Annotated in this window: 23 protein-coding genes; 10 read left to right on the top strand and 13 right to left on the bottom strand. The window is 63.9% G+C overall.

The features are described 5' to 3' along the window. Positions 1-22 precede the first annotated feature (22 nt). Positions 23-490, bottom strand: coding sequence for a hypothetical protein (locus ABD884_RS17185; RefSeq protein WP_345048424.1), 468 nt, complete (start codon positions 488-490; stop codon positions 23-25). Between the two features lie 37 nt (positions 491-527). Here ABD884_RS17185 and ABD884_RS17180 point away from each other — a divergent pair, with 37 nt between their 5' ends. Next, a complete protein-coding gene (locus ABD884_RS17180; RefSeq protein ID WP_345048421.1) occupies positions 528-800 on the top strand; it encodes a hypothetical protein in 273 nt (90 codons plus the stop codon). A 130-nt stretch (positions 801-930) separates the two neighbouring features. Here ABD884_RS17180 and ABD884_RS17175 read toward each other — a convergent pair whose 3' ends face one another. Then, positions 931-1,209 carry an uberolysin/carnocyclin family circular bacteriocin gene (locus tag ABD884_RS17175; RefSeq protein ID WP_345048418.1) on the bottom strand — a complete coding sequence of 93 codons (279 nt, stop codon included), beginning with the start codon at positions 1,207-1,209 and terminating at the stop codon, positions 931-933. A 300-nt stretch (positions 1,210-1,509) separates the two neighbouring features. Between ABD884_RS17175 and trxA the strand changes: the two genes are divergently transcribed. Further along, positions 1,510-1,944, top strand: a complete 435-nt coding sequence (gene trxA / locus ABD884_RS17170) for a thioredoxin (RefSeq protein ID WP_345048412.1) — start codon at positions 1,510-1,512, stop codon at positions 1,942-1,944. Positions 1,945-1,967: 23 nt separating this feature from the next. Here trxA and ABD884_RS17165 read toward each other — a convergent pair whose 3' ends face one another. Then, positions 1,968-3,407: a UDP-glucose dehydrogenase family protein gene (locus ABD884_RS17165; protein ID WP_345048409.1), complete on the bottom strand. Its 1,440-nt coding sequence runs from the start codon at positions 3,405-3,407 to the stop codon at positions 1,968-1,970. After that, entirely contained in the window at positions 3,404-4,618 is a 1,215-nt protein-coding gene (locus tag ABD884_RS17160; RefSeq protein ID WP_345048406.1) for a glycosyltransferase family 4 protein, read from the bottom strand. The genes ABD884_RS17165 and ABD884_RS17160 overlap by 4 nt, the downstream gene beginning before the upstream one ends. Positions 4,619-4,990: 372 nt before the next feature. Between ABD884_RS17160 and ABD884_RS17155 the strand changes: the two genes are divergently transcribed. Beyond that, positions 4,991-6,883: a polysaccharide deacetylase family protein gene (locus ABD884_RS17155; RefSeq protein WP_345048402.1), complete on the top strand. Its 1,893-nt coding sequence runs from the start codon at positions 4,991-4,993 to the stop codon at positions 6,881-6,883. Positions 6,884-6,941: 58 nt separating this feature from the next. Here the strand turns inward: ABD884_RS17155 and ABD884_RS17150 are convergent, their stop codons facing one another. The 4 genes from ABD884_RS17150 to ABD884_RS17135 all read right to left on the bottom strand — a co-directional run bounded on the left by ABD884_RS17150 (position 6,942) and on the right by ABD884_RS17135 (position 11,295). Beyond that, entirely contained in the window at positions 6,942-7,184 is a 243-nt protein-coding gene (locus ABD884_RS17150; RefSeq protein ID WP_345048400.1) for a hypothetical protein, read from the bottom strand. Between the two features lie 8 nt (positions 7,185-7,192). Further along, entirely contained in the window at positions 7,193-8,629 is a 1,437-nt protein-coding gene (locus tag ABD884_RS17145; protein WP_345048396.1) for a flotillin family protein, read from the bottom strand. A 109-nt stretch (positions 8,630-8,738) separates the two neighbouring features. Continuing rightward, on the bottom strand, positions 8,739-9,995 hold the full coding sequence (locus ABD884_RS17140) for an FAD-dependent oxidoreductase (protein ID WP_345048392.1): 1,257 nt from the start codon (positions 9,993-9,995) through the stop codon (positions 8,739-8,741). Beyond that, entirely contained in the window at positions 9,988-11,295 is a 1,308-nt protein-coding gene (locus ABD884_RS17135) for an MFS transporter (RefSeq protein WP_345048389.1), read from the bottom strand. The genes ABD884_RS17140 and ABD884_RS17135 overlap by 8 nt, the downstream gene beginning before the upstream one ends. A 47-nt stretch (positions 11,296-11,342) precedes the next feature. Here ABD884_RS17135 and ABD884_RS17130 point away from each other — a divergent pair, with 47 nt between their 5' ends. From ABD884_RS17130 to ABD884_RS17115, 4 genes are all read left to right on the top strand, one after another. Further along, positions 11,343-12,143 carry an IclR family transcriptional regulator gene (locus tag ABD884_RS17130; RefSeq protein ID WP_028266322.1) on the top strand — a complete coding sequence of 267 codons (801 nt, stop codon included), beginning with the start codon at positions 11,343-11,345 and terminating at the stop codon, positions 12,141-12,143. A gap of 187 nt (positions 12,144-12,330) precedes the next feature. Next, a complete protein-coding gene (locus ABD884_RS17125; protein WP_345048386.1) occupies positions 12,331-13,461 on the top strand; it encodes a cupin domain-containing protein in 1,131 nt (376 codons plus the stop codon). Next, positions 13,458-14,282 carry a fumarylacetoacetate hydrolase family protein gene (locus tag ABD884_RS17120; protein ID WP_345048384.1) on the top strand — a complete coding sequence of 275 codons (825 nt, stop codon included), beginning with the start codon at positions 13,458-13,460 and terminating at the stop codon, positions 14,280-14,282. The genes ABD884_RS17125 and ABD884_RS17120 overlap by 4 nt, the downstream gene beginning before the upstream one ends. Continuing rightward, entirely contained in the window at positions 14,282-15,019 is a 738-nt protein-coding gene (locus tag ABD884_RS17115; protein WP_345048381.1) for a maleylpyruvate isomerase family mycothiol-dependent enzyme, read from the top strand. Before ABD884_RS17120 ends, ABD884_RS17115 begins: the two co-directional genes overlap by 1 nt. Positions 15,020-15,175: 156 nt before the next feature. On the opposite strand, the gene ABD884_RS17110 is transcribed toward ABD884_RS17115, so the two are convergent. Continuing rightward, positions 15,176-15,649, bottom strand: a complete 474-nt coding sequence (locus ABD884_RS17110; RefSeq protein ID WP_345048379.1) for a DUF4383 domain-containing protein — start codon at positions 15,647-15,649, stop codon at positions 15,176-15,178. A 331-nt stretch (positions 15,650-15,980) separates the two neighbouring features. Here ABD884_RS17110 and ABD884_RS17105 point away from each other — a divergent pair, with 331 nt between their 5' ends. After that, positions 15,981-17,312, top strand: a complete 1,332-nt coding sequence (locus tag ABD884_RS17105; RefSeq protein WP_345048376.1) for a cell division protein PerM — start codon at positions 15,981-15,983, stop codon at positions 17,310-17,312. Positions 17,313-17,343: 31 nt separating this feature from the next. Here the strand turns inward: ABD884_RS17105 and ABD884_RS17100 are convergent, their stop codons facing one another. Then, on the bottom strand, positions 17,344-17,766 hold the full coding sequence (locus ABD884_RS17100; RefSeq protein ID WP_345048374.1) for a hypothetical protein: 423 nt from the start codon (positions 17,764-17,766) through the stop codon (positions 17,344-17,346). A 38-nt stretch (positions 17,767-17,804) separates the two neighbouring features. On the opposite strand from ABD884_RS17100, the gene purN reads away from it, so the two are divergent. Then, entirely contained in the window at positions 17,805-18,377 is a 573-nt protein-coding gene (gene purN / locus ABD884_RS17095) for a phosphoribosylglycinamide formyltransferase (RefSeq protein WP_345048371.1), read from the top strand. Positions 18,378-18,471: 94 nt separating this feature from the next. On the opposite strand, the gene murQ is transcribed toward purN, so the two are convergent. After that, positions 18,472-19,425, bottom strand: coding sequence for an N-acetylmuramic acid 6-phosphate etherase (gene murQ / locus ABD884_RS17090; RefSeq protein WP_345048368.1), 954 nt, complete (start codon positions 19,423-19,425; stop codon positions 18,472-18,474). Further along, complete coding sequence (locus ABD884_RS17085) at positions 19,409-20,335, bottom strand: N-acetylglucosamine kinase (RefSeq protein WP_345048366.1); 927 nt, start codon at positions 20,333-20,335, stop codon at positions 19,409-19,411. The genes murQ and ABD884_RS17085 overlap by 17 nt, the downstream gene beginning before the upstream one ends. A gap of 120 nt (positions 20,336-20,455) precedes the next feature. On the opposite strand from ABD884_RS17085, the gene purH reads away from it, so the two are divergent. Then, on the top strand, positions 20,456-22,138 hold the full coding sequence (purH, locus tag ABD884_RS17080) for a bifunctional phosphoribosylaminoimidazolecarboxamide formyltransferase/IMP cyclohydrolase (RefSeq protein ID WP_345048363.1): 1,683 nt from the start codon (positions 20,456-20,458) through the stop codon (positions 22,136-22,138). A gap of 132 nt (positions 22,139-22,270) precedes the next feature. On the opposite strand, the gene ABD884_RS17075 is transcribed toward purH, so the two are convergent. Further along, positions 22,271-23,470: an IS110 family RNA-guided transposase gene (locus tag ABD884_RS17075; protein ID WP_345054988.1), complete on the bottom strand. Its 1,200-nt coding sequence runs from the start codon at positions 23,468-23,470 to the stop codon at positions 22,271-22,273. Positions 23,471-23,498 lie beyond the last annotated feature (28 nt).

The raw sequence follows: 23,498 nt of genomic DNA, 5'->3' as shown, positions 1-23,498 counted from the left end.
CGTGGATGAAAGTTGAGGGACATCAGCCGATGGCGACAAATGTTGACAGATCAATGGCTGAAAGCACAACGAGGAATTTCCTGCCTGTGGAAAACCCCCGCCAATGCCGGTGGAAGATCGCCAGGGAAAGAACGGCCATCGCGGGGAAATAGGCCCAGTACCCGGGGACATCCCGCGGTTGGATGACACCGAAGACCACGCTGAAGAGATTCACGGGGATCGTGACGAGAATGGCGATCACAAAGAAGGCCCCGATATTGAAGCGACCCGCAAGCACCGACTTTCCAGGGATCACCCGTTTGTCCAGGAGCGCGGCGAGCGAGAAGTACAAAGCGATGATCACGGCGTAGACAAGGAAGAACAAAACGGTGCCGACCGTCATCGAGAGGCTCAGCAGGCGATCGTCCCCGATTTCCGAGACCACGTCCGCCGGAACGTTTGCGTTGAGATACTTTCTGGTCAGGGGCAGCCGCAGAGCCACCAGGGCCATGAGCAGAACGTAGCCCGCGATCCACAGGGCCCGCGACGTGGAGAGCCATGGCGCTCGCCGCCATCACCAGGCCGAAGAACTCGAACGGGACGTACCAAATAACGTCCGCAACCAGGCCTGCACCGCCGACGGAATGCAAGCCGAGGGATACCGTCGCCCCGACATAGAGGGCCAGGATTCCGGCACCGAGGAGCGTAGTGAGCCCAAGGGTCGCGACCCCGGAATAGAGCACCAAGGCTGCACCGACGTTCCGCCCAAGGATCTGGAGGAAGTCCTTGCTGTAGAGGGGACTTCCACCCATAGCCCTTGAGTCCCGAATCCAGGACAAGTCCACGGCCGAGTAGCCGAAGACGGCTATGGCCGCCATGGCCATTCCCGTGCTTGGGAGCAACCATCCAGGGATGCTCCCAAGCACGCGTGCCGTCTTAGCAAGCATCGATTTAGGCGACCGCTTGCGCCCGGCCTATGCGAAAGAGGATGCTTCGAGCTGTTGCGATCAAGGCACCAGTGATTCCCGCGCCGAACACCGTGCCAATGACAACGAGAGCCCAGCCTCCGACCTCGATGGCGTGCATGATCTGGGACGCCGCCGCGGCAGAGATGCCAAGGGACCCCGCGATCCATGAAACAGCCAAGCTCGCGCCGAAGATGCCAACCACAGCCAGCGCTGCCGCGGCCGCAGCTTGAAGCCCGGTGCCTTTCGTCATTGTCGATTTCACTTCAACCCCATTTCTCGAGAAGTTCGGCCAACGTGTCGCTCGTCGTGAATAGTGGGCCCTACCTCAAAGGAAGTCGTCCCCGGTTCAGATTCTCTCCATGAAACAGGGCTTCTACGTGTAAAAGAGGGCAGAACCAGTGTGCCTGAGCGGTTTCTACGTGTGAATTGGGCCGATTCAGGTGGACGGATCGGGCCATCTACGTGTGGATGAGCGCTCTCCGAACCCATGTGCCGCGAGCCCCCGGACGGGTCCCCATGGCCGTACTGTGGTGTTAAAGCTTCTGGAAGGAGCCAAAACCCCATGAATAAGGCGATTATCGTTTGTCCGAATTGCGGCACGTCAAATCGGGTTCCGGCGGCCTCGAAGGGCAAGCCTCGGTGCGGGAACTGTCGCCACTGGTTGCCCTGGATCGTCGACGCCGGCGACGAGGACTTCCGACTCGTGGCCGAAGAGTCTACTGTCCCGGTCCTCGTTGATTTCTGGGCTGTTTGGTGCGGTCCCTGCCGTATGGTGAGCCCGGTGCTGGACCAGCTGGCGCACGAACGTGCAGGGGATCTGAAACTGGTCCGAGTTGATGTGGATCAGGCACCCCGGTTGTCTTCCCGCTTCGGCATTCAGGCCATCCCCACCTTGATGGTCCTCATCGACGGAAAGATCGTGGCCCGGCAAGCCGGCGCTGCCCCGGCGCAAGTGTTACGTTCGTGGCTGGACGGGGCGATTGCTCGGGTGAGCTAGAAACCGCCGCCGCAAAGCCAGGCTCACCCCCGCCTCGACGGCGCCTTTCCCGGCGAACCCACAATGAAAGGCCGTGTGTTGACCGGTTCGACGGGAAGGGCTGCCTGCTTCACTACAGCGATCGGCTCCAAAGGCTCGGCGCAAGAACCCGTTCCGAGCCCGCGCACCGTCCAACCTTGCGCCTGCCACACCCCGGCGTCCAGCACGTTCCGCGCGTCCAGCACCATCCGGCGTCGTACGAGCGAACCGGCAGCGGCAGGTGACAGGGCACGGTACTCGTCCCACTCTGTCAGCAGCAGCACCAACTCGGCGCCTTCCAACGCGCGGGTCGTAGACGCTTCGAAGCGGAGCTGGGGGTAGCGCATCCAGGCGTTGTTGATGGCCTTTGGGTCTGTAACGGTCACGTGGGCGCCGGCCGCGGCGAGCTGGAGTGCGACGTCCAAGGCAGGGGAATCGCGGATGTCATCCGTGTCCGGCTTGAAGGCCGCGCCCAGCACGGTGACAGTGCGGCCGGACAGGAAGCCCTTGCACATGTCACGTGCGACGTCCACGGCGCGGGCGCGCTGGCCCAGATTCACGGAGTCCACGACGCCCATCCACTCGTCAAGGGAGGGTACTGAAAGCGCCTGCGCCTGCGCGCGGAACGAGCGGATGTCCTTCGGCAAGCAGCCCCCGCCGAAGCCGAGGCCGGCGTGCAGGTACCTGTTGCCGATCCGAGGATCCAATCCCATCGCCTCGCTGAGCTCGGTGACGTCGGCCCCCGAAGCATCGCACAGTTCGGCCACGGCATTGATGAAGCTGAGTTTCGTGGCCAGGTAGGCATTCGACGCGGACTTGATGAGCTCGGCCGTCGCAAAGTTGCATACCAGCCGGGGGATACCGGCAGACACCAGCGGTTCGTACACGGCGTCGAGCACTGCTGTCACCGGGACGCCCGCGGCAGAATCCTTGCCGCCCGGCACTCCATACACCAGCCGATCCGGCACCAACGAGTCCTTTACTGCCGTGCTCTGGCGCAAGAACTCAGGGTTCCAGCCGAGCAGGACATCCGGTCTGCGGGCAAGGATTCCGCGGAGCATGTCCACTGTTCCCACGGGAACGGTGGACTTGCCGACGACGGCGGCCCCCCTCGCCAGATGGGGGAGGAGGCTCTTCGTGGCTGCGATCACGTAGGAGAGGTCGGCTGTATCCGACGTCTTGGACTGTGGGGTGCCCACGCACAGGAAGTGCGCTTGGGCGTCGGCGGCATCGGCGAAGTCCGTGGAGAAGCTGAGTCGCTTGGTGGCGAATCCGTCGCGAAGAAGTTCATCGAGACCGGGTTCGTGGAAGGGTGCGAAGCCCTTGTTCAGGTGGGCGACCTTCTGGGCGTCGACGTCGATGCCCACTACGGTGTGGCCCATCGACGCAAGCGTGGCAGCGTGTACCGCGCCGAGGTAGCCGCAGCCTACGACGGAGATTTTCATGCTGGGAGTCCTTTGTTGGAAGTCGCGGAAATTGTGGTGGGCTGGGCCGCACCCAGCCTTGCCGGGTGGACATGTTCGGCTACTGGCTCAAGCAACGCCTCGCCGGCCGCTACTGCTTCGTAGTGCCGCACGAGTTGGGCGCTCAGCGCCGGCCACGTCCGGCCCTGGACCGAAGCGAGCGCCGCCGTTCCGAAGGCGCGGCGCTTCGCGTCGTCGCCCATCAGATCCTGGACGTACCCGCGCAACTGGGCGAGGTCTCCCGGTTCGTAAAGCCAGCCGGTGCGCGAGTTTTCGACGAGGTCCAGGGGACCGCCCCGGCCGGTGGCAACGACCGGAACGCCGGAAGCCATGGCCTCCTGGATGGTCTGGCAGAAGGTCTCAAGCTCGCCAGGATGAACGAAAAGGTCAAAGCCCGCCACCGCCTTGGCCAGCTCCTCGCCGCCCAGGAACCCGGTGAAGACGGCGTTCGGCAAGGCCGCTTCGAGGGCGGAGCGTTGTGGACCGTCGCCCACAATGACAAGTCTGGTTCCCGGCAGATCGCGCAGAACGGCGAGGTCTTCCACTTGCTTCTCGATCGCGAGTCTGCCGACGTAGCCGATGATGCGCTCGCCGTTTGGCGCTATGGAGGCGCGCCACGCCTCCGAGCGCTTGGTGGGGGAGAACCGCGCGGTATCCACACCGCGCCGCCACATGCCCACCCTCAGGATCCCGCGGCCGCGCAACTGGTTGAGCGCGAACGTGGACGGGACCAGTGTCCGGTCTGCAAGAAGATGGATGTTGTCCACCCGTCCCCATGCCCAGTTCTCCAGCATGGGGAGGCCATACCGGGCGGCATAGCTGGGGACCTCGGTTTGATAGATGGCCACCGTGGGAATGCCGAGTTGGTGCGCAGCCTGCACAGCCCGCCATCCGAGGACGAAAGGGGATGCAAGGTGGACCACGTCCGGTGCGTAGTCGGCAAGGATTCTCTTGACCCGGCTCACACCGCCCAACGCCACCCGCACATTGGTGTACCCGGCCAGGGGCATGGAGGGGAGCCGGTACACAAAGGCGCCGTTCACGACGTCCGGTACGGCAGTGTCCGACGTCGACGGCGCAATCACCATCACTTCGTCGCCGCGCTCTTCCAGATGCTCCAGCACCCGCAGGATGGAGTGGGTGACCCCGTTCATGAGCGGCAGGAATGACTCGGCAACGATAGCTATCCTCACTCCTCCACGGTGTGCCCGGAGGTTGGCGAAGCGGGGGAATGGGCGTGACGCTAGGGGGAAGGTTTGGTTAACAAACTGATGTTGATTCCCCGAGTAGAGGATCCGTAGCGCCGGAAAAATCGCCAATCTAGGTAATTACGGAGCTGAAAGACGGGTAGAAGTTACTCTTATTCCCCAATATCGGCCCGACTTACGGTGACACCATAGTGAACCTCGTGGCCATGACTGGGGCTTGTCCCGGGCACCGGGGTGTTTCGGCAAGAGGGCGATGACTGGGCGGCACGCCCCCGCATGCTGAACAACGCGGGGTGATGTCACTCCGCGCCGCCCGTACGTCCGGCCAGGCCGTTGCCTAGAATCGAGCCAGACTCTATGAAACTCTTCAACCGTACTCTCCAGGTTGACCAGCACCGGACGTTCAAAAGGACGCTCCCCGGTAAATGGTTCACCTGGTTCTCCACCGTTCTGGTGGTACTCGCATTCGCCGGTGTCACAACCGGCATTACCGCACCGGCAGCCCAAGCTGCCAACCCCACGGTCGTCACCCTGACCTTTGACGATGCAAATGCCGATCAACTCACCGCCGCCCAGACCATGCAGACCCTGGGGCTGACGGGTACTTTCTTCACGCCGTCCGGATTCATCAACAACCCCGGGTACCTGAGCACAGCGGACATGCAGGGCCTTGTGGCAAACGGCAATGAGATTGCCGGCCACACCGTTACGCACCCGGACCTGACCACCGTGACGTCCGCTGAGGCAACTCGCCAGATTTGCAACGACAGGGTGAACCTCAGCAACTTGGGCTTCACCGTCACCGACTTTGCCTACCCGTTCGCCGCCGAGAACGCATCCGTCGAAACCATAGTCAAGAACTGTGGCTACAACAGCGCCAGGGGACTCGGCGATATCAAGACGCGGTTCAGTTGCGCCGGTTGCCCGGTATCAGAGACCATTCCGCCCGCAAACGCCTACGACACGGCCGCTCCGGACGAAGTGGACAACACCTGGACGCTAGCCGACCTGCAGAAATCAGTCACCCAGGCTGAGCCCGTCGGTGGGTGGGTCCAACTCACCTTCCACCACATTTCGAGCACCAGTACTGATCCGCTGAACGTCACCCCCACCTTGTTCAACCAGTTCGCTACGTGGCTCAAGAGCCGCCCCGCGACCACCACGGTCAAAACGGTGAACCAAGTCATAGGCGGAACCGTCAAGCCGCTCGTCTCGGGACCGCCGGCACCGCCGGAGGGTACTGGCAACCTGATCAAGAACCCAAGCCTTGAAACCCTCACCAGCGGTGTGCCGCAATGTTGGGCAGCCGGAGGCTACGGTACCAACACCGCAACCTTCTCCACGGTCAAACCCGGGCACACAGGGAACGTGGCTGAAAAGCTGGTGGTCACCAACTACGTGGACGGCGACGCCAAGTTGCTGCCCACCCTTGACCTGGGAGGGTGCTCACCCACGGCCACAGCTGGGAACTCCTATTCCATAGGTGCCTGGTACAAGTCCACCACCAACACCCAGTTCGAGCTCTATTACCGGAGCGGCATCGGCACGTGGAAGTACTGGACATCAAGTCCCTGGTTCTCAGCGGCCACGACCTTTCAAAAGGCCACGTGGACAACGCCTCCACTGCCGACCGGTGCGAGCGGCATCAGCTTCGGGTTGAACCTGTTCAGCAACGGCACGCTCACTACCGATGACTACGAGATGTTCGACGTCGGCACGCCGCCACCGCCTCCGCCGCCGCCACCAGCCGGCGGCAACCTGGTACAAAACCCCAGCCTTGAAACGGCCGGTACGGGTTCGTTCCCACAGTGCTGGCAGGCCGGTGGATACGGCACCAACACCGCAACGTTCAGCACGGTAGCCACCGCACACACCGGCACCAAGGCCGAGAAGCTCACCATCACCGGCTATTCCAGCGGTGACGCGAAGCTGCTTCCCACCATGGACACGAGTACCTGCCCACCTGCGGGCGTCGCAGGACACACTTACTCGGTGCGTGTTTGGTACACCTCCACGGCCGTCACGCAGTTCGCTTTGTATTACCGTGACGCCTCAAATAACTGGGTGTATTGGACTTCCGGACCGTGGCTGGCTGCCGCTAGCGCCTACACGCAGGCAAGCTTCACGACGCCGGCACTCCCTGCCGGGGCCACTGCCATCAGTTTCGGGCTGAGCTTGTTCAGCAACGGCTCAGTCACCACGGATGACTACTCCATGTACGACACCGTGGGCGCTCCGCCGCTCGGCTGAGTTCCTGCATCAAGTGAAACGAACAATTGAGGGCGGCTATCCAGCCGCCCTCAATTGTCTATTTAGCCGGCCTCAGCACGTCCGGCAGCACGTCGACGAACACCGTCCCGGGCGGTTCGTAGTAAATGACAAGAACCTCATCACCCACGTCGAAAATACTGGTCTTGTCGAAAGGATGGGCGTGGAAAGCGTTCGTGCCGCCGTGGAACGGCAGCATGACTTCTCCCACAGTGCCCGGTCCAATACGGCCCGTAACCCTCCCGATCTTGCCGGTCAGGCTCCGATCAACCTCTTTGTGCATCGGCTTCCCTACGCGTCAGGGGCTTTGGCAGGCCGCTTCGGCGGTTCCTTGCCGTTCTTGAGCGCCCCCGTGATCGATGGCAGGAAATTGCCCACCTGGGCCAGGATCCCGCCCACCATGTTGTTGAGGCCCTCGCCGCCGTTGAGGACAGTCAACTGGCCAACGTGGGCAAACGGTTCCGCCGCGGCTGCCACAATCGCAGGCATGTTCTCCGCAAGTTGTTGCGAGATGACGGCCTCTTGATTGGTTCCGAGCGCCTCGCCCCGGGCCTTGATGCCGTCCGCTTCCGCCAAGGACTTGGCCTTGATGGCGGAGGCCGCAGCATCACCACGGGCCCGGGTGGCCGCAGCTTCGGCTTCACCGGTGATCCTCGTCGCCCCCGCAATGGCGGCCGCAGCCGTGGCATTGGCCTGCGCTTCGACCTCCACCTTGCGGGCGTTGGCCTGGGCTTCGAGTTCCGTGCGCCGTGCCCGTGCTTCGGACGCGCTGATGTCGGCGGCCTTCTGGGCCTCCGCCTCCGTGCGTTGGGCGTAGGCCTTGGCATCGGCTGGCTTGCGGATGGACGTCTGGAGTTTTTGCTCCTCGCGGTCCGCCTCCAGCTTGGCGACTTCGGTTTCCTGGACCACCACTTGCTGACGCGCCGTGGCATCGGCCAACGGACCAGCCTGCGCGGCGTTGGCCCGCGCAGTTTCGGCATTGGCCTGGGCCGCCGATTGCTTGATCGCCGAGATGCTCTGGGCATCGGCAATCTGGGCCGCCGCCTCGGCTTCCTTTTCCGCGGCTTCGCGGTTCCTGGTGGCCTCGGCGATGCGGGCCTCCATTTTGACCTGGGCAATATGCGGCTTCGCCAGGTTCTGGATATAGCCCGTTGGATCTTCGAGGTCTTTGATTTGCAAGGAATCAACCACCAGGCCGAGCTTTTCCATTTCGATACCGCTGGCACTGCGGACCAACGAAGCGAGTTTGTCGCGCTCCCGAATGATCTCTTCCATGGTCATGCTGCCGATGATTGAGCGAAGGTGCCCTTCGAAGACGTTATAGACCTGGCTTTCCATTTTGGGCTGCTGACCGAGAAACCTCCTCGCGGCGTTTGCAATGAAGGGCGCGGCATCTCCAATTTTGTAAATAACCACGCCCTCCACAATCACTTGGATTCCTTGGGAGGTCACGCAGGATACCTGGAGTTCCGTCTCATTCAGCGTCAAAGACAACGTCCTGACCGTCTGGAGACCGGGAACCACCAAGGCGCCCTTTCCAGTGACGATTTTGAAATCCATTCCGTCCCTGGTGTCCAAACTTCCGCGGGTCAGCCCGGAAATGATCAATGCCTCGTTTGGTTCAGCCACCTTCCACATTAATTTGATGAGCAGCCTAATGACCGCAACGGCGACGATGACCCCAAATACCGTGACAAGAAGGGGGATATAAGCAACGAGGTCGAACATGACTGTCCTTTCAACGGCAAGCACTCAGGCGGCTCGTGTAGTCAGTCTGCTGCCGACTGCTTCAGGAGTCCAGCAATTTGTTTGCTTACAATTGACCCAACGTATGCTCCTATGCGCGCGTTCCCGCCAGGGGTTCCGCCACCTTGGCACTTACCGCCGGAACGCCGTCGCCGGCTTGACCGTACAGCCAGTCGTTGTACTGGAAGTCGCCGTCCTTGCGGCTCTTGAACAGCAGGTTTCGCAAGGTGCGGGCGAGGCCTGACACATGCCACGACTCGCCCCAGACGCGCGCCGTGCGCTGGACGCGGGCCGTGCGCGCTGCGCGGGCTGAGTTGAAATCGCCGATGGCCCGGTCCCAAGCACCCGTGTCCACGCCGTCGTCGGTAAAGACCGAACCAACGGTGGAGTCCTGCAGCACTGCGGCGTCTTCGAGCGCCTGGCAGGCGCCTTGGGCCAAGTACTGGAGCATGGGATGGGCGGCATCGCCCATCAGGACCAGGCGACCATCGATCCAGTTCTCGATGGGATCTCGATCGTACATGGGCCAGCGGATGCCGGTGGCAAGGTTCCCCAGCGCGGCCTGAACTGCAGGAATGCAGTCCTTGTATGCGGCCTGGAGTTCGTCCACGCCACCGTATTGCTCTTCCCCGCGCTCGAAGGAAGGCGACTTGAAGACAGCTACCGTGTTGAGCAGTTCGCCCTTGCGGAGCGGGTACTGCACCAGGTGGCAGTCAGGCCCGAGGTAGACGATGACGTCTTCGAGATCGTTCGCCGGGATATCGGGCGTGATGGGCACGGTTCCGCGATAGGCGACGTACGACGACGACACTGGACCGTCATGGGCAACAGCCTCGCGGAGGGTGGACTTGAGCCCGTCCGCCCCGATCACGACGTCGGCCTCGTACACCTCACCGCTCGCGGTGTGGGCTACGCCGCGGCCATTCACGGTCTCCACGGTTTCTACGAAGACGTCGTTCACCAAGCGGACGCCTGCCTCCTGGCAGGCCTCCAGCAGGATCCGGTGCAGGTCGCTGCGGTGAATCACCACGTACGGGGCGCCGTAGCGCTCTTCGAATGCCTGCCCGAGGGTCTGGCGGGTGAGTTCCTCGCCGGTCAGGGCGTCGCGGAATACCAAATGCTTGGGCTGGACGCCGATTTCGAGCGCCTTCTCCAAGAGGCCCCAGCGCTTCAGCACGCGGGAGGCGTTGGGAGCCATCTGCAGGCCGGCTCCCACTTCGCCGAATTCGGGTGCCCGCTCAACCAGCGTGACGTCGGCGCCGTTTGCGCGGAGGGCCAGGGCACCGGCCAAGCCGGCCATTCCTCCGCCGACGACGAGGACTTCAGTGGACGGTTTACGGTCAGACATTGCTAGCTCCTACAGAGATGGTGTTTTGGGAAGTGCTCTTAATGGTCTTGATTTTGGCGCTGATGGCTCCAATCAGGACGGCTGCGATGGCGGCCGCTCCGGCGAATGCCAGGAAGTTGGAGTTGACACCCAGGCCGGCCGCAAGAAGCAGACCGCCCACCTGGGGTGCGGCGACCGCGCCAATGCGGCCGACGCCGAGGGCCCACCCCAGAGCGGTGCCCCGCAAGTGCGCAGGGTAGTGGCTGGCCACTGCCGCGATGATGAGGCACTGGGTTCCGTGGGTGCCGATACCGGCCAGCACCAACATGACGTAGACGATCCCGACCGGTGGCCCCGCCACCAGGACGGCTAGCGCGACGGCGGCGACGGCGGCTGCCGCAATCGCCGTCGGGACCGGACCGAAGCGGGTTCCCGCCCACGCGGTGGCCACCGAGCCGACGACGGCACCAAGGTTGAGTGCCAGCGCGAACGTCAGGGCGGAGCCAAGGTTGTATCCGGCCAGTTGCATGAGGTTCGGCAGCCAGGTGCCCAGGCCATACCAGGCGAAGAGGGTCGCGAGGGTGGAGACCGCGAAAAGGACGCTCATGCCGAGGTAAGGTGCCCGGAGCAGAGACTTGAAGCCTGCGGACTCTGTTTGCCGGGCATTCTTTGCCGCCGGCAGGGTCTCCGGGAGGAAGCGCATCCCCAGCGGTACCACCACGAGGAGTGCCACCGCAGCGACCAGGAACATGACTGGCCAGCCGAAAGCGGGAATCAGCGGGATACCGGCTAGTGCGGCAATCGTGCCGCCGATCGGAACACCGGACATCATCAACGTGGCAATGGTTGACCGCCATTTGGCGGGGACCAGCTCGGCAACCAGGGCATTCGCGGACGGGACCAGTCCGCCGAGGCCAATGCCGGCCAGCAAGCGCAAGCCGCCGAAGACGAAGGCGTTCGGCGCGAAGGCGCACAAGATGGTGAAGATCGAAAACAGTGCAGCACAGGCGATGATGGTCCGGCGGCGTCCCCATGTGTCCGACATCCGGCCGGCGAAGATCGCTCCGATCATCATGCCGAGGAACGCCATCGAACCAACAGTGCCGGCGGTGGCCTTGGTGAGCCCCCAGCCTGTGTCGGTAATGAGGGACGACTGAACGGTGCCATAGACGATGAGGTCATAGCCGTCGAAAACCACCAGCAACCAGCAGACGAGCGCGGCGGCCGCGGAACGCTTGGAGAACCGGGCCGCCGCCTCGGTGGGGTGTTGAACGCCTTGTTCGGTCCGCTCCGGCGTCGCAGCGGAAGATGTGTGATTCATCCCACCACTGTGTGGCCGCCGACCCGCGACTCCAATAGAATTCTGTCGTGCAGAATCTTCCAGCTCGCAAGAAGCCGGCCTACTCCATTGAAGCGGTAGACAACGCCCTGCAACTCCTCCAGCTCTTGCGCGACGGCGGCAGCCTTCGGCTCAAGGACGCAGCCGCCGAACTGGAGGTCGCACCCTCCACCGCCCACAGGTTGCTGGCCATGTTGGTGTACCGGGGATTCGCGGTCCAGGACGAGACCCGGCGATACGTTCCCGGGCCGGCCATGGGAGTTGGTCCGGCCGGACTTAGCTGGACCCGGCTGCTGCGCTCGCTGGCACAACCCCACATGGAGCTCTTGAGCGGCAGGATCAACGAGACCGTCAACCTCATGGTTCGGGTCGGCACCAAGGTGAGGTTTCTGGCCACGGTGGAAGGCACCAATGCCTTGCGCGTGGGGGACAGGCAGGGAACCGTGTTGCCAGCAAACAAAGCATCTGGCGGCAAGGCAATTTTGGCTGAGCTGGAGCCCGCGATGATTGAGCAATTGTTCCGCAGCCAGAACGCGGAGATTGGCGGGGACATGATTCCGGACGCGGAGTATCCTGCTTTCCTCCGTGAGCTTGAGAGCATCCGCAGCAACGGATTTGCGGCGAATTTCGAAGGCACTGAGGAAGGGATCAGCGCCTTGGGCATGGCCCTCCACAACAGGCACGGGGTTGCAGTAGGCGCCTTGAGCGTAGCGACCCCCGTGGCTAGGTTCCGCCGGCTCTTCGACGGCGGCCTGGTGGGCATCATGCGGGAAACCCGGCGCCAATTGGAGATCGATATCGCTGCCAATCCGGCCGAACCCGAGCCGTAACCTCCCCAACTAGCTCGCAGTAGACGTCGTTATGAGCATTCAAAACGACATCTACTGCGAGCTAGTTGGGCCGGTGGGGACTGGGTGGGGCAAAGATTCTGTTGTGCAGAATATGTTGGAGATCACCGTCCAGTCTCTCTAGGGTCTGGAGTACGCCAAAACTGTTCGTTACCCCGAGGAGGCCCCTGTGTCCATCAGCGCCGATAACACAACCCACGAGTCGGTTGCCGCCGCGCACGCGGTTCCGGAACCGACGCCCGAAGAGGCTGCCCAGCTCAAGCAGCTGTATAAGGATTTCGACAAAGAGAACCTGATCCCGCTCTGGACCGAGATCGCGGACTTGATGCCGATGGTTCCTTCCCCGAAAGCCGTGCCGCATGTGTGGCGCTGGAACGATCTGTACCCGCTGGCGGCCCGCGCCGGGGACCTGGTTCCCGTGGGCCGTGGCGGGGAACGGCGTGCCATCGCGTTGGCGAACCCGGGTCTGGGCGGCACTCCTTACGCGACCCCAACGCTGTGGGCTGCCATCCAGTACCTCGGCGGCCGGGAAACGGCCCCGGAGCACCGCCACTCGCAGAACGCCTTCCGCTTCGTGGTCGAGGGCGAAGGCGTGTGGACCGTGGTGAACGGGGACCCGGTACGGATGTCCCGCGGCGATTTCCTGCTCACGCCGGGTTGGAACTTCCATGGCCACCACAACGACACCGATCAGCCGATGGCCTGGATCGACGGCCTGGACATCCCGTTCGTGCACTACGCGGATGCCGGGTTCTTCGAGTTCGGCACCGAGCGCGTCACGGACGAGGCCACCCCGGACATCTCCCGTTCCGAGCGGCTCTGGGCGCACCCGGGCCTGCGCCCGCTCTCCGGGCTGGATGACACCACCAACTCACCCATCGCGGCATACCGCTGGAAGTACACCGACGCCGCCCTCCGCGAGCAATTGCTCCTTGAAGACGAAGGCCACCCAGCCACCGTCTCCCAGGGCCACGCCGCCGTGCGCTACACCAACCCGACCACGGGCGGGGACGTCATGCCCACCATCCGGGCCGAGTTCCACCGCCTGCGCGCCGGGGCCTCCACCGAGTCACTGCGCGAGGTCGGCTCAAGCGTCTGGCAGGTCTTCGAAGGAACCGGCACCGTGGTGCTGAACGGGGAGACCAAGACCCTGGCGAAGGGCGACCTGTTCGTGGTCCCGTCCTGGACCGCATGGTCGCTGCAGGCCGAAACTTCGTTTGACTTGTTCCGCTTCAGCGACGCCCCCATTTTCGAACGACTGAACTTCAACCGCACGTACATCGAAGGACGCAACAAATGAGACTCCTCACCCTCCGTACCACTGAAGGCACGACGGCGGTCCGTCAGGACGGGAACACCCTGACCGAGATCGACGGCTTCTCCGATGTCGGGGCCCTCCTGCAGGACCCCGCTTGGGCGTCCATCGCGCGGGCAGCCAACGGCGCAACCCACGCGTACGACGGCGCTGACCTCGCCGCCGTCGTGCCCGCACCGGGGAAGATCATCTGCGTCGGGCACAACTACCGCAACCACATCAAGGAAATGGGCCGGGAAATCCCCGAGTACCCCACCTTGTTCGCCAAATACCAGGAATCCCTGATCGGGCCCAACGACGACCTCGCGCTGCCGCAGGAGTCCGACGCGGTTGACTGGGAAGCCGAGCTCGCGGTGGTGATCGGCAAGAAGGGCCGGCGCATCAGCGAAGCCGACGCCAAGGACTACATCGCCGGGTACTCCGTGCTGAACGACGTGTCCATGCGCGACTACCAGTTCCGCACCATCCAGTGGCTCCAAGGCAAGACCTGGGAAAAGTCCACCCCCTTCGGCCCGGCCCTGGTCACCACGGACGAATTCACGGCAGGACCGCTCATGACCTCCGCCGTGGACGGTGAGGTCCAGCAGAGCACCCCCACCGGGGACCTCGTGTTCACCCCGGAATTCTTGGTCTCCTACATCTCCACGATCATCACCCTGAACCCCGGCGATGTCATTGCCACCGGCACCCCCGGCGGAGTGGGCCACGCCCAGGATCCCAAGCGGTACCTGCAGGAAGGCCAGCTCCTGGTCACCACCATCGAGGGCCTGGGCCAGCTGAACAACCGCGTGGTCAAGGAAGCCTGATGGTCGCCCGCCACGACCTCACCACCGATCCGGGCCTGCAGGCCCAACTCCTGCAGGCCCGGCGCGGGACCGCGTTCTTCGCCCGCAAGCTCAACGAACTCACCGACGCCCAGCTCGACGGCGACTCCCTGCTTCCCGGCTGGAGCCGCCGCCACATCGCCGCGCACATCGGCTACAACGCCCGTGCGATCGCCCGGCTGATCGAGTGGGCCGCCACCGGCGTCGAGACACCGATGTACCCCTCCGTCGCGGTGCGGGACGAGGAGATCGAGTTCGGCGCCACCCTTTCCCCCATCGCGCTGCGGAACCTCTTCGACCACTCCGCCGTGCACCTGAGCGTGGAATGGCGCGACTTGCCCGACGACGCCTGGCACCACACCGTCCGGACCGTCCAAGGCCGCGACGTCCCCGCCTCCGAAACGGTCTGGATGCGCTCACGCGAAGTCTGGGTCCACGCCGTGGACCTGGACAACGGGGCAACCTTTGCCGACATCCCGGAACCGGTACTGGAACGGCTCCTGAAAGACATCACCGGCGCCTGGCACACCCGCGGCACCGACAAAGGCCTGCAGGTCCGCGTGACGGACAGCGACCTCACGTTCGGGGACCCGGACGCCGCCGTCGTGATCACCGGGCCGCTCCCCGCCGTCGTGCAGTGGGCCACGGGGCGCGGCACCCACGGCGTGGGCGCTGACGGGACTGCTGGACAGGTGCCGGCCGCACCCAAGTGGATCTGACGGCGTCGGACACAAAGAGGGTTGGTACAGCTCCCGGCTTCTTCACCGCAGGAACTGTACCAACCGCTTGTTTGACTATTCAGATGTGGCTGTAGATCCTACCCATTGGCGGCTCCTGTAGTCCCGGGCTAGCTCAATCCGGGCTTGTGAAGAGATCTATTTTGAGTCGTCAGCGTCGTCAGCTAAATGCCGTGAAAACATCCAGCCTGCGGCGATCATCAGGATGCCCAGAACCGTGAACGTCCAGTTGTCGAGAGTGTTCAGCGACAGGAAGTTAGCCGCCGAATCGACTCCGACACTCAATCCGTACACACTGAGTACGATGTACAAGGCGCCGAAACTCATGAGGATATTGCGCGCGCCAAGACCGCCCGAGCGGGACATCGCCCAACTGGTTCCGCCAATGATCAGCTGCACAATGTTGAGCAGCAGCGACACCTGGAACACACCCAGGAGCATTGCGTGCGAATTTGGTCCGAAGAACTGCAATTCCCCGTACCGCATGGTGATGCCCGGAATGAATCCGAGAAGGCCCACCAGCGCCATCAGAATACCCACACCCATGCCGATGTTCTGGACGTCTGTGCGTCCGAAGTGAATACCGTGCGCATGTGGGGTTGCGGTAGTCATTATGCCCTCCATCCACCTCTTGCGAACACTCCAATTTTACGTCTGACTTATGCAAAAAGCGCTCGGGGGCGGCTTGGCATCCCCGGACGCTCGCTCACTTTTGGCTGGTTTTCCGGCGATCCTCCTGCACTTGTTCGCGGGTTTTCCCGGACGCTCGCTCATTTATGCGACGGCGCGACGGCGGGTGTGCAGGAGCGTTTCGCTTTCGGGGGTTAAAGGTGAGCGAGCGTCGCTCGGAGATGCGGCAAAGGTGAGGGAGCGTTGAGGGGATTGGCGGGATCTGCGGGCGCCTGCCGGGGGAGTGGGGCACGCCGTGGCACGATAGGACACGATGAAACTCCGCGCTGATCAGACTGGTAACCGTGGCCTGCCCATGCCTTTGTGGTTGCAGGGTGCCCTTGAGTCGGTCCAGGCCGTCATCATCTCGGCGCTCGTGGTGGTCCTGCCGCTCGTGGGTGTCTGGGCCACCGATGGCTTCCAGGACCACAGCATCGATTTCCTGGCACGCTTGGCTGGTCAAACCTGGCTGCTGGTCCATGGGGTCCCTCTTCAGCTTGCCACGGTCAACATAGGAACCGCGGGCCTCCCGGGCTCCGGCATGTTGTCGCTCATCCCCCTCGGGCTGACCCTGGTTCCCTTCCTCCTTGCATGGCGCGCCGGGCGCCGACTAGCCCGGGCATCCTACACAGACCAGCTCTGGCAGGCCTTCTTCGGGGCGTTGCTTGTCTACGGAGCATTTGGCGCGGCCACCGGATTCATCTGCCGCACCGGGGATGTTGTCATCAACATCTGGTTCGCTGCATTGCTGCCGCTCATCCCGTTCGGCCTCGGCATGGTGGTAGGTGCCCGGCGCGAGTCCGGCTCCTGGAGCAGGCTCATTGGCGTCGACGCCGTCGATTGGCTCGCACGCACCAGCCAACATTCCCGTTGGGCCGGGTCCTATTTCGGCTCCGCCATCATAGCCGGGTTCGTTGCGACCATGGGTGCCCTGACACTTGCAGCCTCGTTGCTTGCCGTCGATCTCGTCATCCATTGGACGGACATCATTGCCGTCTACGAAGGCCTGAAAGCCGGTGCCCTGGGCGGTGGCGTCCTGACGATCGCCCAGCTCGGCTACCTGCCCAACCTGGCGGTTTTCACCCTGGCTTGGTCCTCCGGCGCCGGGTTCGATCTTGGCATAGGCTCGCACGCCGGGCCGCTGGGTACCGCCGTCGGACCCCTTCCTGCCATTCCCATCTTCGGGGCGTTGCCCACCGGACAGCTTGACTTCGGCACCGCGGCACTTGCGCTTCCGGTGATCGCCGGCCTGTTGGCGGGCTGGTGGTTCCTGCGGGCGGGCGAGAACCATTTCGACGAATGGCTCTCCATCAAGATCAGGGCGCGATGGTTCACCGTTACTGTTTCCACACTGTTCCTGGGTGCGCTCATCGGCGTGGTTGCAGGTGCCCTGGCGGGCGTCCTGGCCTGGCTGGCGCGCGGTTCCGCTGGAATCGGACGCCTCACCGCGATCGGCCCCGACCCCCTGTGGACGGCAAGCTGGATCGCCGCGGAGGTGGGGATCGGCGTCGTGATCGGTTACTCGGTAGGGCCGTGGCTCGAGCGGCGGCAGAAGCTCCGCGAAGCGGACCTTGACGCTCCCGCGTACGACGGCGACCGCGGCTAAGGTGCCTACCGCGCCTTGGCTTGTGGCTGGGCTAGCGCAACCCGGAGGGAACGGACTTTTGGAAGTCCACCTGGCAGGAGTTTTGGGCCTGGAGCGTCAGCGCGCTCCGCGCGCAGTCCTGCAAGGTGCGGATTTGTTGGAAGAAGACGACTGCAGTCAGCACCAGCACGCACATGATGGCCGTGACTACCAGCCCGGAGATGGTGCCGAGTAACACGACGCGCGGCTGCTTGAACCTGATGGTGCGGACGAGAACCACCACGCCAAGCACCCCCGCGATGACGGTGAGGACGGCACTGAGCCAGACGTAGCTGATGTTCAGGACGTAGACGAAGATGGCGCCAAGCACAGTGAGCAGGAATGACCTGAACAACGTTTGGGTAACTGCAAGCGCTGATTTGGCAGCTTCGTTTTGTGGATGCTGCTGAGGGCTGGGTCCAACGCCGGAATTCATGTTTTCCAGCCTACGCGAGCCACCCATAAGCTAGTGCAATGCGCATTGTTGTCCTCGTCTCCGGCACCGGTTCCAATCTCCAGTCAGTTATCGACGCCGTGAAAGCGGGCGAGCTGGACGTTGAGATCGCAGCCGTAGGTGCCGACAGGCCGGGCACTTACGGCGTGGAACGTTCCGCCGAGGCAGGGCTGGATACCTTCGTGGTGGACTTCAAGGACTATGCTGACCGGGCCGATTGGAACGCCGCGCTGACCACGGCTGTTGCCGCGTACCACCCGGACGTGGTGGTTTCCTCGGGGTTCATGCGGATTGTCAGCCCGGAATTCATCGATGCGTTCGGCGGCAAATATCTGAACACCCACCCGGCGCTGTTGCCGGCCTTTCCGGGGGCTCACGGAGTCCGCGATGCGATGGCCTATGGAGTGAAGGTCACGGGCTGCACTGTCCACTGGGCCGACGCCGGCGTGGACACCGGCCCTATCATCGCCCAGGAAGCTGTCGCGATCGCCCCGGAGGACACCGAGGACACCCTGCACGAACGCATCAAGGTAGTGGAACGCAGGCTCTTGGTCCGGACCCTCGCAGAGCTTGCGGCGCGAAAGCACGCCTGAGTCTCGTGCACCCCCCCACTGACTCGCAGTTGTTGTCGCTATGACGGCTCAAAACGACATCTAATGCGTGTTAGTTGGGGATGGGGAAGGCTCTCTATCCGTGGTCCCGGATCGCCCTCCGCAGGAAGCCTCCGGCCGCGTCCAAAGCACTCTTCGCCTGCCCGGGATCGATACCTGTCAGCACCACCAGGATGGCCGCCTTCGCCGAACCACCCACCGAATCCAGGGCGCGAATCGCTGTCTCCGCATCCACTCCCGTGGCATGTTGGACGGTCCGCTGGGACCTCGCAAGGAGCTTCTTGTTAGTGGCGCGCAGATCTACCATCAGGTTTCCATAGGTCTTGCCGAGCTTGACCATGGCGAGCGTGCTGATCATATTGAGGACGAGCTTTTGGGCTGTGCCCGCCTTGAGCCGCGTGGAACCGGCAATGAACTCCGGACCGACCACGACGTCGATCGCCACGTCCGCCAGTTTGCTGATGGGGGAGTCGTGGTTGCAGGCAAGCGATGCCGTAAATGCCCCACGGCTGCGGGCTTCCTCAAGCGCGCCGATCACGTAGGGTGTGCGTCCCGACGCCGAAATCCCGACGACGGCGTCCGCCTCAGTCACGCTGATGTCGTGCAGGTCCCGGGCTCCGGCCGTGGCGTTGTCCTCGGCGTACTCCACTGGTTTCTGGACGGCCTGGGTGCCGCCGGCGATGATCCCGACGACGAGACCCGGGGGAGTGCCGAAGGTGGGCGGGCATTCGCTCGCGTCCAGGACACCGAGCCGCCCCGCCGTTCCGGCGCCCACATAGATCAGCCGCCCACCGTGCGCGAGGCGTTCCGCTACGGCGTCGACCACCGCGGCGATCTGCCCGCTGGCGCGTTCGACGGCGGCCGGGACTCCCCGGTTCTGCTCGTTCATGGCGGAGACGAGCTCGGCCGTTCCCATCGTGTCCAATTCACCCAGCGCGGGCAATGCGGCTTCGGTTTGGAGGTCCGCGAGCTCGGAGCGGAGTTCCTTGAGCTCGTCTTCGGGGGGAGCTGCGTCAGACTGTTCCGTCACGGTGAATATACCTTTCCTGAAGGAGCCCGCGGCGGTTCGCTGCGAGGGCGGCACCGTCCATCCCATCGCCGAGCGGCGCAACCACCTCAATCCCAGCCGAAGCGAGGGCGTTGTGCAAGAGCCCGGCAAAGAACTCCGATTTCACTACCCCGCCAAGGAGCGCCACCCGCTTCGAGTCGTCTGAGGCAAGGGTCACCGTGTTCACGAGAAGCCTGCACGCTTCGTCCAGGAGGGAGCGTGCGACGGCGTCTCCAGCCTCCGCCGCGTGCAGTACCTCGGGCGTGAACCGCGCCATTGTCCGGGCCGGGTTGTCGGACTCGGCGAGCCACGCCGGAAGGTGACCCGGCGAGCCAGCCAACGCGGCGGCGGAGGCGAGCAGCGAAGTTGCCGGGCCGCCGTCGTGCGCTTGCAATGCGGCCTGAAGTCCTTGCTGGCCGATCCAGCGACCGCTTTCGCGATCACCCAGCAGCGGCCCCCAACCGTCGGCACGGTGGAGGTTACCGGCGTCGTCAAAGCGGAAGGCTACGGCGCCAGTACCCACAATCAGCACGGTTCCCGGTGCGCCCTGGAGGGCGCCAAGGTGGGCGGCTGTGGCATCCGAGAGGACTGCAGCGGGCACCCGGAAACGTTTGGAAAGCAGGGCCGCGAGCTCACGGGAGTTCTCCGCGGAGGCCTCAACCCCGGCTACGGCGGCGCCGATTCCCCACAAGGAATCGCTCGGGACCCCGGCCGGCAGCATGGCGGCGGTGTCCGCGAGCAGCTCGAATGCGAACCGGGCTCCGTGATCCATCCCCAAGCCGGGGAAACCATGCTGGTCCGCCGAACCCAAGACTTTATCGCCCTGCCTGAGTTCAACCCGGCACCGGCTCTTGCCGACGTCGGCCACCAAAATCACATCCTCGGAACCCATAGCCCCACCTTATGTTGCGGGCAGTGCCGCGTCTCGAAAATCGAAGTGGAGCCACAACACGATAAACTTGCCCGTATCCCCAGCAACCGTGGAATCCCGCGACATAAGACGGAGACTTTTGTGAGCTTGACGCAGCTTGACCGTGTTCCCATCCGCCGTGCACTGATCTCGGTTTACGACAAGACGGGGCTGGAGGAGCTCGCGAAGGGCCTGCACGCAGCAGGAGTCGCCATCGTCTCCACCGGCTCCACCGCAAAGAGGATCGCCGCCGCCGGTATTCCGGTCAAGGAAGTCGAAGAAGTCACCGGTTCCCCGGAGATGCTCGACGGCCGCGTGAAGACCCTGCACCCGCGCGTTCACGGCGGCATCCTGGCCGATCGTCGGGTTCCCGCCCACATGGAAACGCTCGCCCGCATGGACATCGAACCGTTCGACCTGGTGGTGGTGAACCTTTACCCGTTCGTGGAGACTGTCCGCTCCGGCGCAGCCCAGGACGACGTCGTCGAACAGATCGACATCGGGGGCCCCGCCATGGTGCGTTCGGCCGCGAAGAACCACGCCGCCGTCGCGATCGTGGTTGACCCCACCTACTACGGCGCCGTAGTGGAAGCCGCCGCTGCCGGAGGTTTCGACCTGAAGACCCGCCGCCGCCTCGCAGCAAAGGCCTTCGCCCACACCGCAACGTATGACACCGCCGTTGCCACCTGGACCGCCAGCCAGTTCCTCGACGAGGACGGCGACGGCATCATCGACTGGCCCGCCTATGCGGGCTTGGCCTTGGAACGCTCCGAAGTGCTGCGGTACGGCGAGAACCCACACCAGCAGGCGGCCCTCTACGTGGACAAGGCCGCGCCCGCCGGTATCGCCCAGGCAGACCAGCTGCACGGCAAGGCCATGAGCTATAACAACTTCGTCGACGCCGATGCCGCCTTGCGCGCAGCCTTCGATTTCTCCGAGCCGGCTGTTGCCATCATCAAGCACGCCAATCCGTGCGGCGTGGCCGTTGGCTCCGCGGATGCCGAGGACCCCATTGCCGACGCCCACGCCAAGGCCCACGCTTGCGATCCCGTGTCCGCCTTCGGCGGCGTCATCGCGGCCAACAGCATTGTGACAGCGGGCATGGCACGCACCGTGGCCGGGATCTTCACCGAGGTTGTCATCGCCCCGGGCTTCGAGCCGGAAGCGGTTGACATCCTGTCCAAGAAGAAGAACATCCGCCTGCTGGCGCTGCCGGACGGCTACGGCCGCTACCCGACGGAGATCCGCCAGGTCTCGGGCGGCGTCCTTGTCCAGCAAGCCGACAAGGTGGACGCCGACGGCGACAACCCCGCCAACTGGACCCTCGCCGCGGGCGAAGCCGCCGACGACGCCACGCTGGCCGACCTCGCGTTCGCTTGGACCGCTTGCCGCGCCGCCAAGTCCAACGCAATCCTCCTTGCCGACAACGGCGCCGCAGTGGGTATCGGCATGGGCCAGGTCAACCGTCTGGACTCCTGCAAACTGGCCGTCGAGCGTGCCAACACTCTGGGCGTTCAGATGGAGTCCAACGTCGCTGTTGGCGGCGATGCCCCTGGCGGTGCCTCCAACGCCTCCGCGACTGGCGCACCCGAGCGGGCCCGCGGGGCCGTGGCTGCTTCCGATGCGTTCTTCCCGTTCGCCGATGGCTTGCAGATCCTGATCGATGCCGGTGTCCGCGCCGTCGTCCAGCCAGGTGGCTCCGTCCGTGATGAGGAAGTGATTGCCGCGGCCAATGCTGCAGGCATCACGATGTACTTCACAGGTGCGCGGCACTTCTTCCACTAAGTCCACACGCTCCACCGAACAATGGACATGTCCTCCCTTCCCGGGAGGACATGTCCATTGTTCGTGGTCAGGACTGGGCATGAAGCTAATATGTCCAGTCCTAGGAACGGGCGGGTGTCCCTATGTTTTTCGTCAAGCGGTCCGGGCCGGTTTGTCTTCGTAGAGGGTGCCGTGTTTGAGCATGGAGAAGATGACGTCGCAGCGTCGGCGGGCCAGGCAGATGACTGCGGCGTTGTGTTTCTTTCCCTGGGCCCGTTTCTTTTCGTAGTAGTCCTTGGACGCCGGGTGGTGGCAGCTGGCGATCCAGGCGGATCTGAAGAGCGCGTTCTTGAGCTGTTTGTTGCCGGAACGGGCGGGGAACTCCCCGCGGATCGAGGTGCCGGAACGCCGGGTGACGGGTGCGATGCCGGCATACGCGGCCAGGTGGCCTGCGGAGGTGAAGGTGCTGGCGTCGCCGATGCTCAGGAGTATGGTCGCGGCGGTCTTGATGCCGACTCCCGGCATGGACATCAAGACCGTGGAAAGAGGGAAGTCATCCAGGAGCTTTTCCACTTCGGCGGCAACGATGGCCCGCTGCTCTTTGAGTTCCTTGATCTGGGCTGCGACGCGTGGAATCACGAGTTCGACGGCGTCGGTGCCGATCACGGTGACGGTCTGCTCGTCCAGGGCTGTGAAGACTGCGTCGATGAGCTTGGCGGGGTCTTTCCGGCTGTGGTTCCTGGCCCAGCGCAGCACGTTTCCACGCCCGGCGGCCCGGAGCCCGGTCGGCCCGGCGTATTTGATGAACAGCTCCAGCACCAGGGTCCTGGTCAGGACGGTGCCCGGGAAGACTCGCTCCAGGGCGGGGAAGATCTGCAGCAGCAAGGACCGCAGCCGGTTGATCGCCCGTGTGCATTCGTGGGTCAGGTCAGCGTCGAAACCGGAGAGTACCTTCAACGCGGCCAGCACTTCGCTGTCCCGGTCCACGGACCGCAGGGTGTGGGGCATAGAGCGTGCCGTGTCCGCGATGATGAAGGCGTCCCGGGCATCGGTTTTGGACTTGCCCGGGTACAGGTCCGCGGCCTTGCGCATGGCCAATCCGGGCAGGTAGGCCACCGTGGCTCCGCAGTCCCGAGCCACGGCTATCGGCAGTGCGCCGATGGTGTTGGGCTGGTCAACGATAACCAGCACTCTGCCGTGTTGCTGCAGGCCTGTGAACAACTCACGGAGCCGGGCCTCGTCCTGGGGCAAGGGCTTGTCGAAAATCCGCTCGCCCGAGCGGTCCAGGGCGGTCGCGTGATGTTCGGATTTCCCGACATCCAGCCCGCAGAAAACAGCGATTTCCTCGTCCATACGCGCCCCTTCGCGTCCTCTGGCCGCA

It is taken from the genome of Arthrobacter methylotrophus, from assembly GCF_039539965.1.
GTDB classification, from domain to species: Bacteria; Actinomycetota; Actinomycetes; order Actinomycetales; family Micrococcaceae; genus Arthrobacter; species Arthrobacter methylotrophus.
Note: the sequence above shows the minus strand (reverse complement) of the source record. Positions and strands in the feature narration are given on the sequence as shown.

Bases quoted from the DNA above. Each gene is read 5' to 3' on its own strand.
- ABD884_RS17150 (WP_345048400.1), bottom strand. From the start codon at position 7,184: ATGCACAAAGAGGTTGATCGGAGCCTGACCGGCAAGATCGGGAGGGTT.
- ABD884_RS17140 (WP_345048392.1), bottom strand. From the start codon at position 9,995: ATGTCTGACCGTAAACCGTCCACTGAAGTCCTCGTCGTCGGCGGAGGA.
- ABD884_RS17145 (WP_345048396.1), bottom strand. From the start codon at position 8,629: ATGTTCGACCTCGTTGCTTATATCCCCCTTCTTGTCACGGTATTTGGG.
- ABD884_RS17120 (WP_345048384.1), top strand. From the start codon at position 13,458: ATGAGACTCCTCACCCTCCGTACCACTGAAGGCACGACGGCGGTCCGT.
- trxA (WP_345048412.1), top strand. From the start codon at position 1,510: ATGAATAAGGCGATTATCGTTTGTCCGAATTGCGGCACGTCAAATCGG.
- ABD884_RS17085 (WP_345048366.1), bottom strand. From the start codon at position 20,335: ATGGGTTCCGAGGATGTGATTTTGGTGGCCGACGTCGGCAAGAGCCGG.
- ABD884_RS17135 (WP_345048389.1), bottom strand. From the start codon at position 11,295: ATGAATCACACATCTTCCGCTGCGACGCCGGAGCGGACCGAACAAGGC.
- ABD884_RS17075 (WP_345054988.1), bottom strand. From the start codon at position 23,470: ATGGACGAGGAAATCGCTGTTTTCTGCGGGCTGGATGTCGGGAAATCC.
- purN (WP_345048371.1), top strand. From the start codon at position 17,805: ATGCGCATTGTTGTCCTCGTCTCCGGCACCGGTTCCAATCTCCAGTCA.
- ABD884_RS17155 (WP_345048402.1), top strand. From the start codon at position 4,991: ATGAAACTCTTCAACCGTACTCTCCAGGTTGACCAGCACCGGACGTTC.
- ABD884_RS17115 (WP_345048381.1), top strand. From the start codon at position 14,282: ATGGTCGCCCGCCACGACCTCACCACCGATCCGGGCCTGCAGGCCCAA.
- ABD884_RS17165 (WP_345048409.1), bottom strand. From the start codon at position 3,407: ATGAAAATCTCCGTCGTAGGCTGCGGCTACCTCGGCGCGGTACACGCT.
- ABD884_RS17105 (WP_345048376.1), top strand. From the start codon at position 15,981: ATGAAACTCCGCGCTGATCAGACTGGTAACCGTGGCCTGCCCATGCCT.
- ABD884_RS17100 (WP_345048374.1), bottom strand. From the start codon at position 17,766: ATGAATTCCGGCGTTGGACCCAGCCCTCAGCAGCATCCACAAAACGAA.
- ABD884_RS17185 (WP_345048424.1), bottom strand. From the start codon at position 490: ATGGCCCTGGTGGCTCTGCGGCTGCCCCTGACCAGAAAGTATCTCAAC.
- ABD884_RS17110 (WP_345048379.1), bottom strand. From the start codon at position 15,649: ATGACTACCGCAACCCCACATGCGCACGGTATTCACTTCGGACGCACA.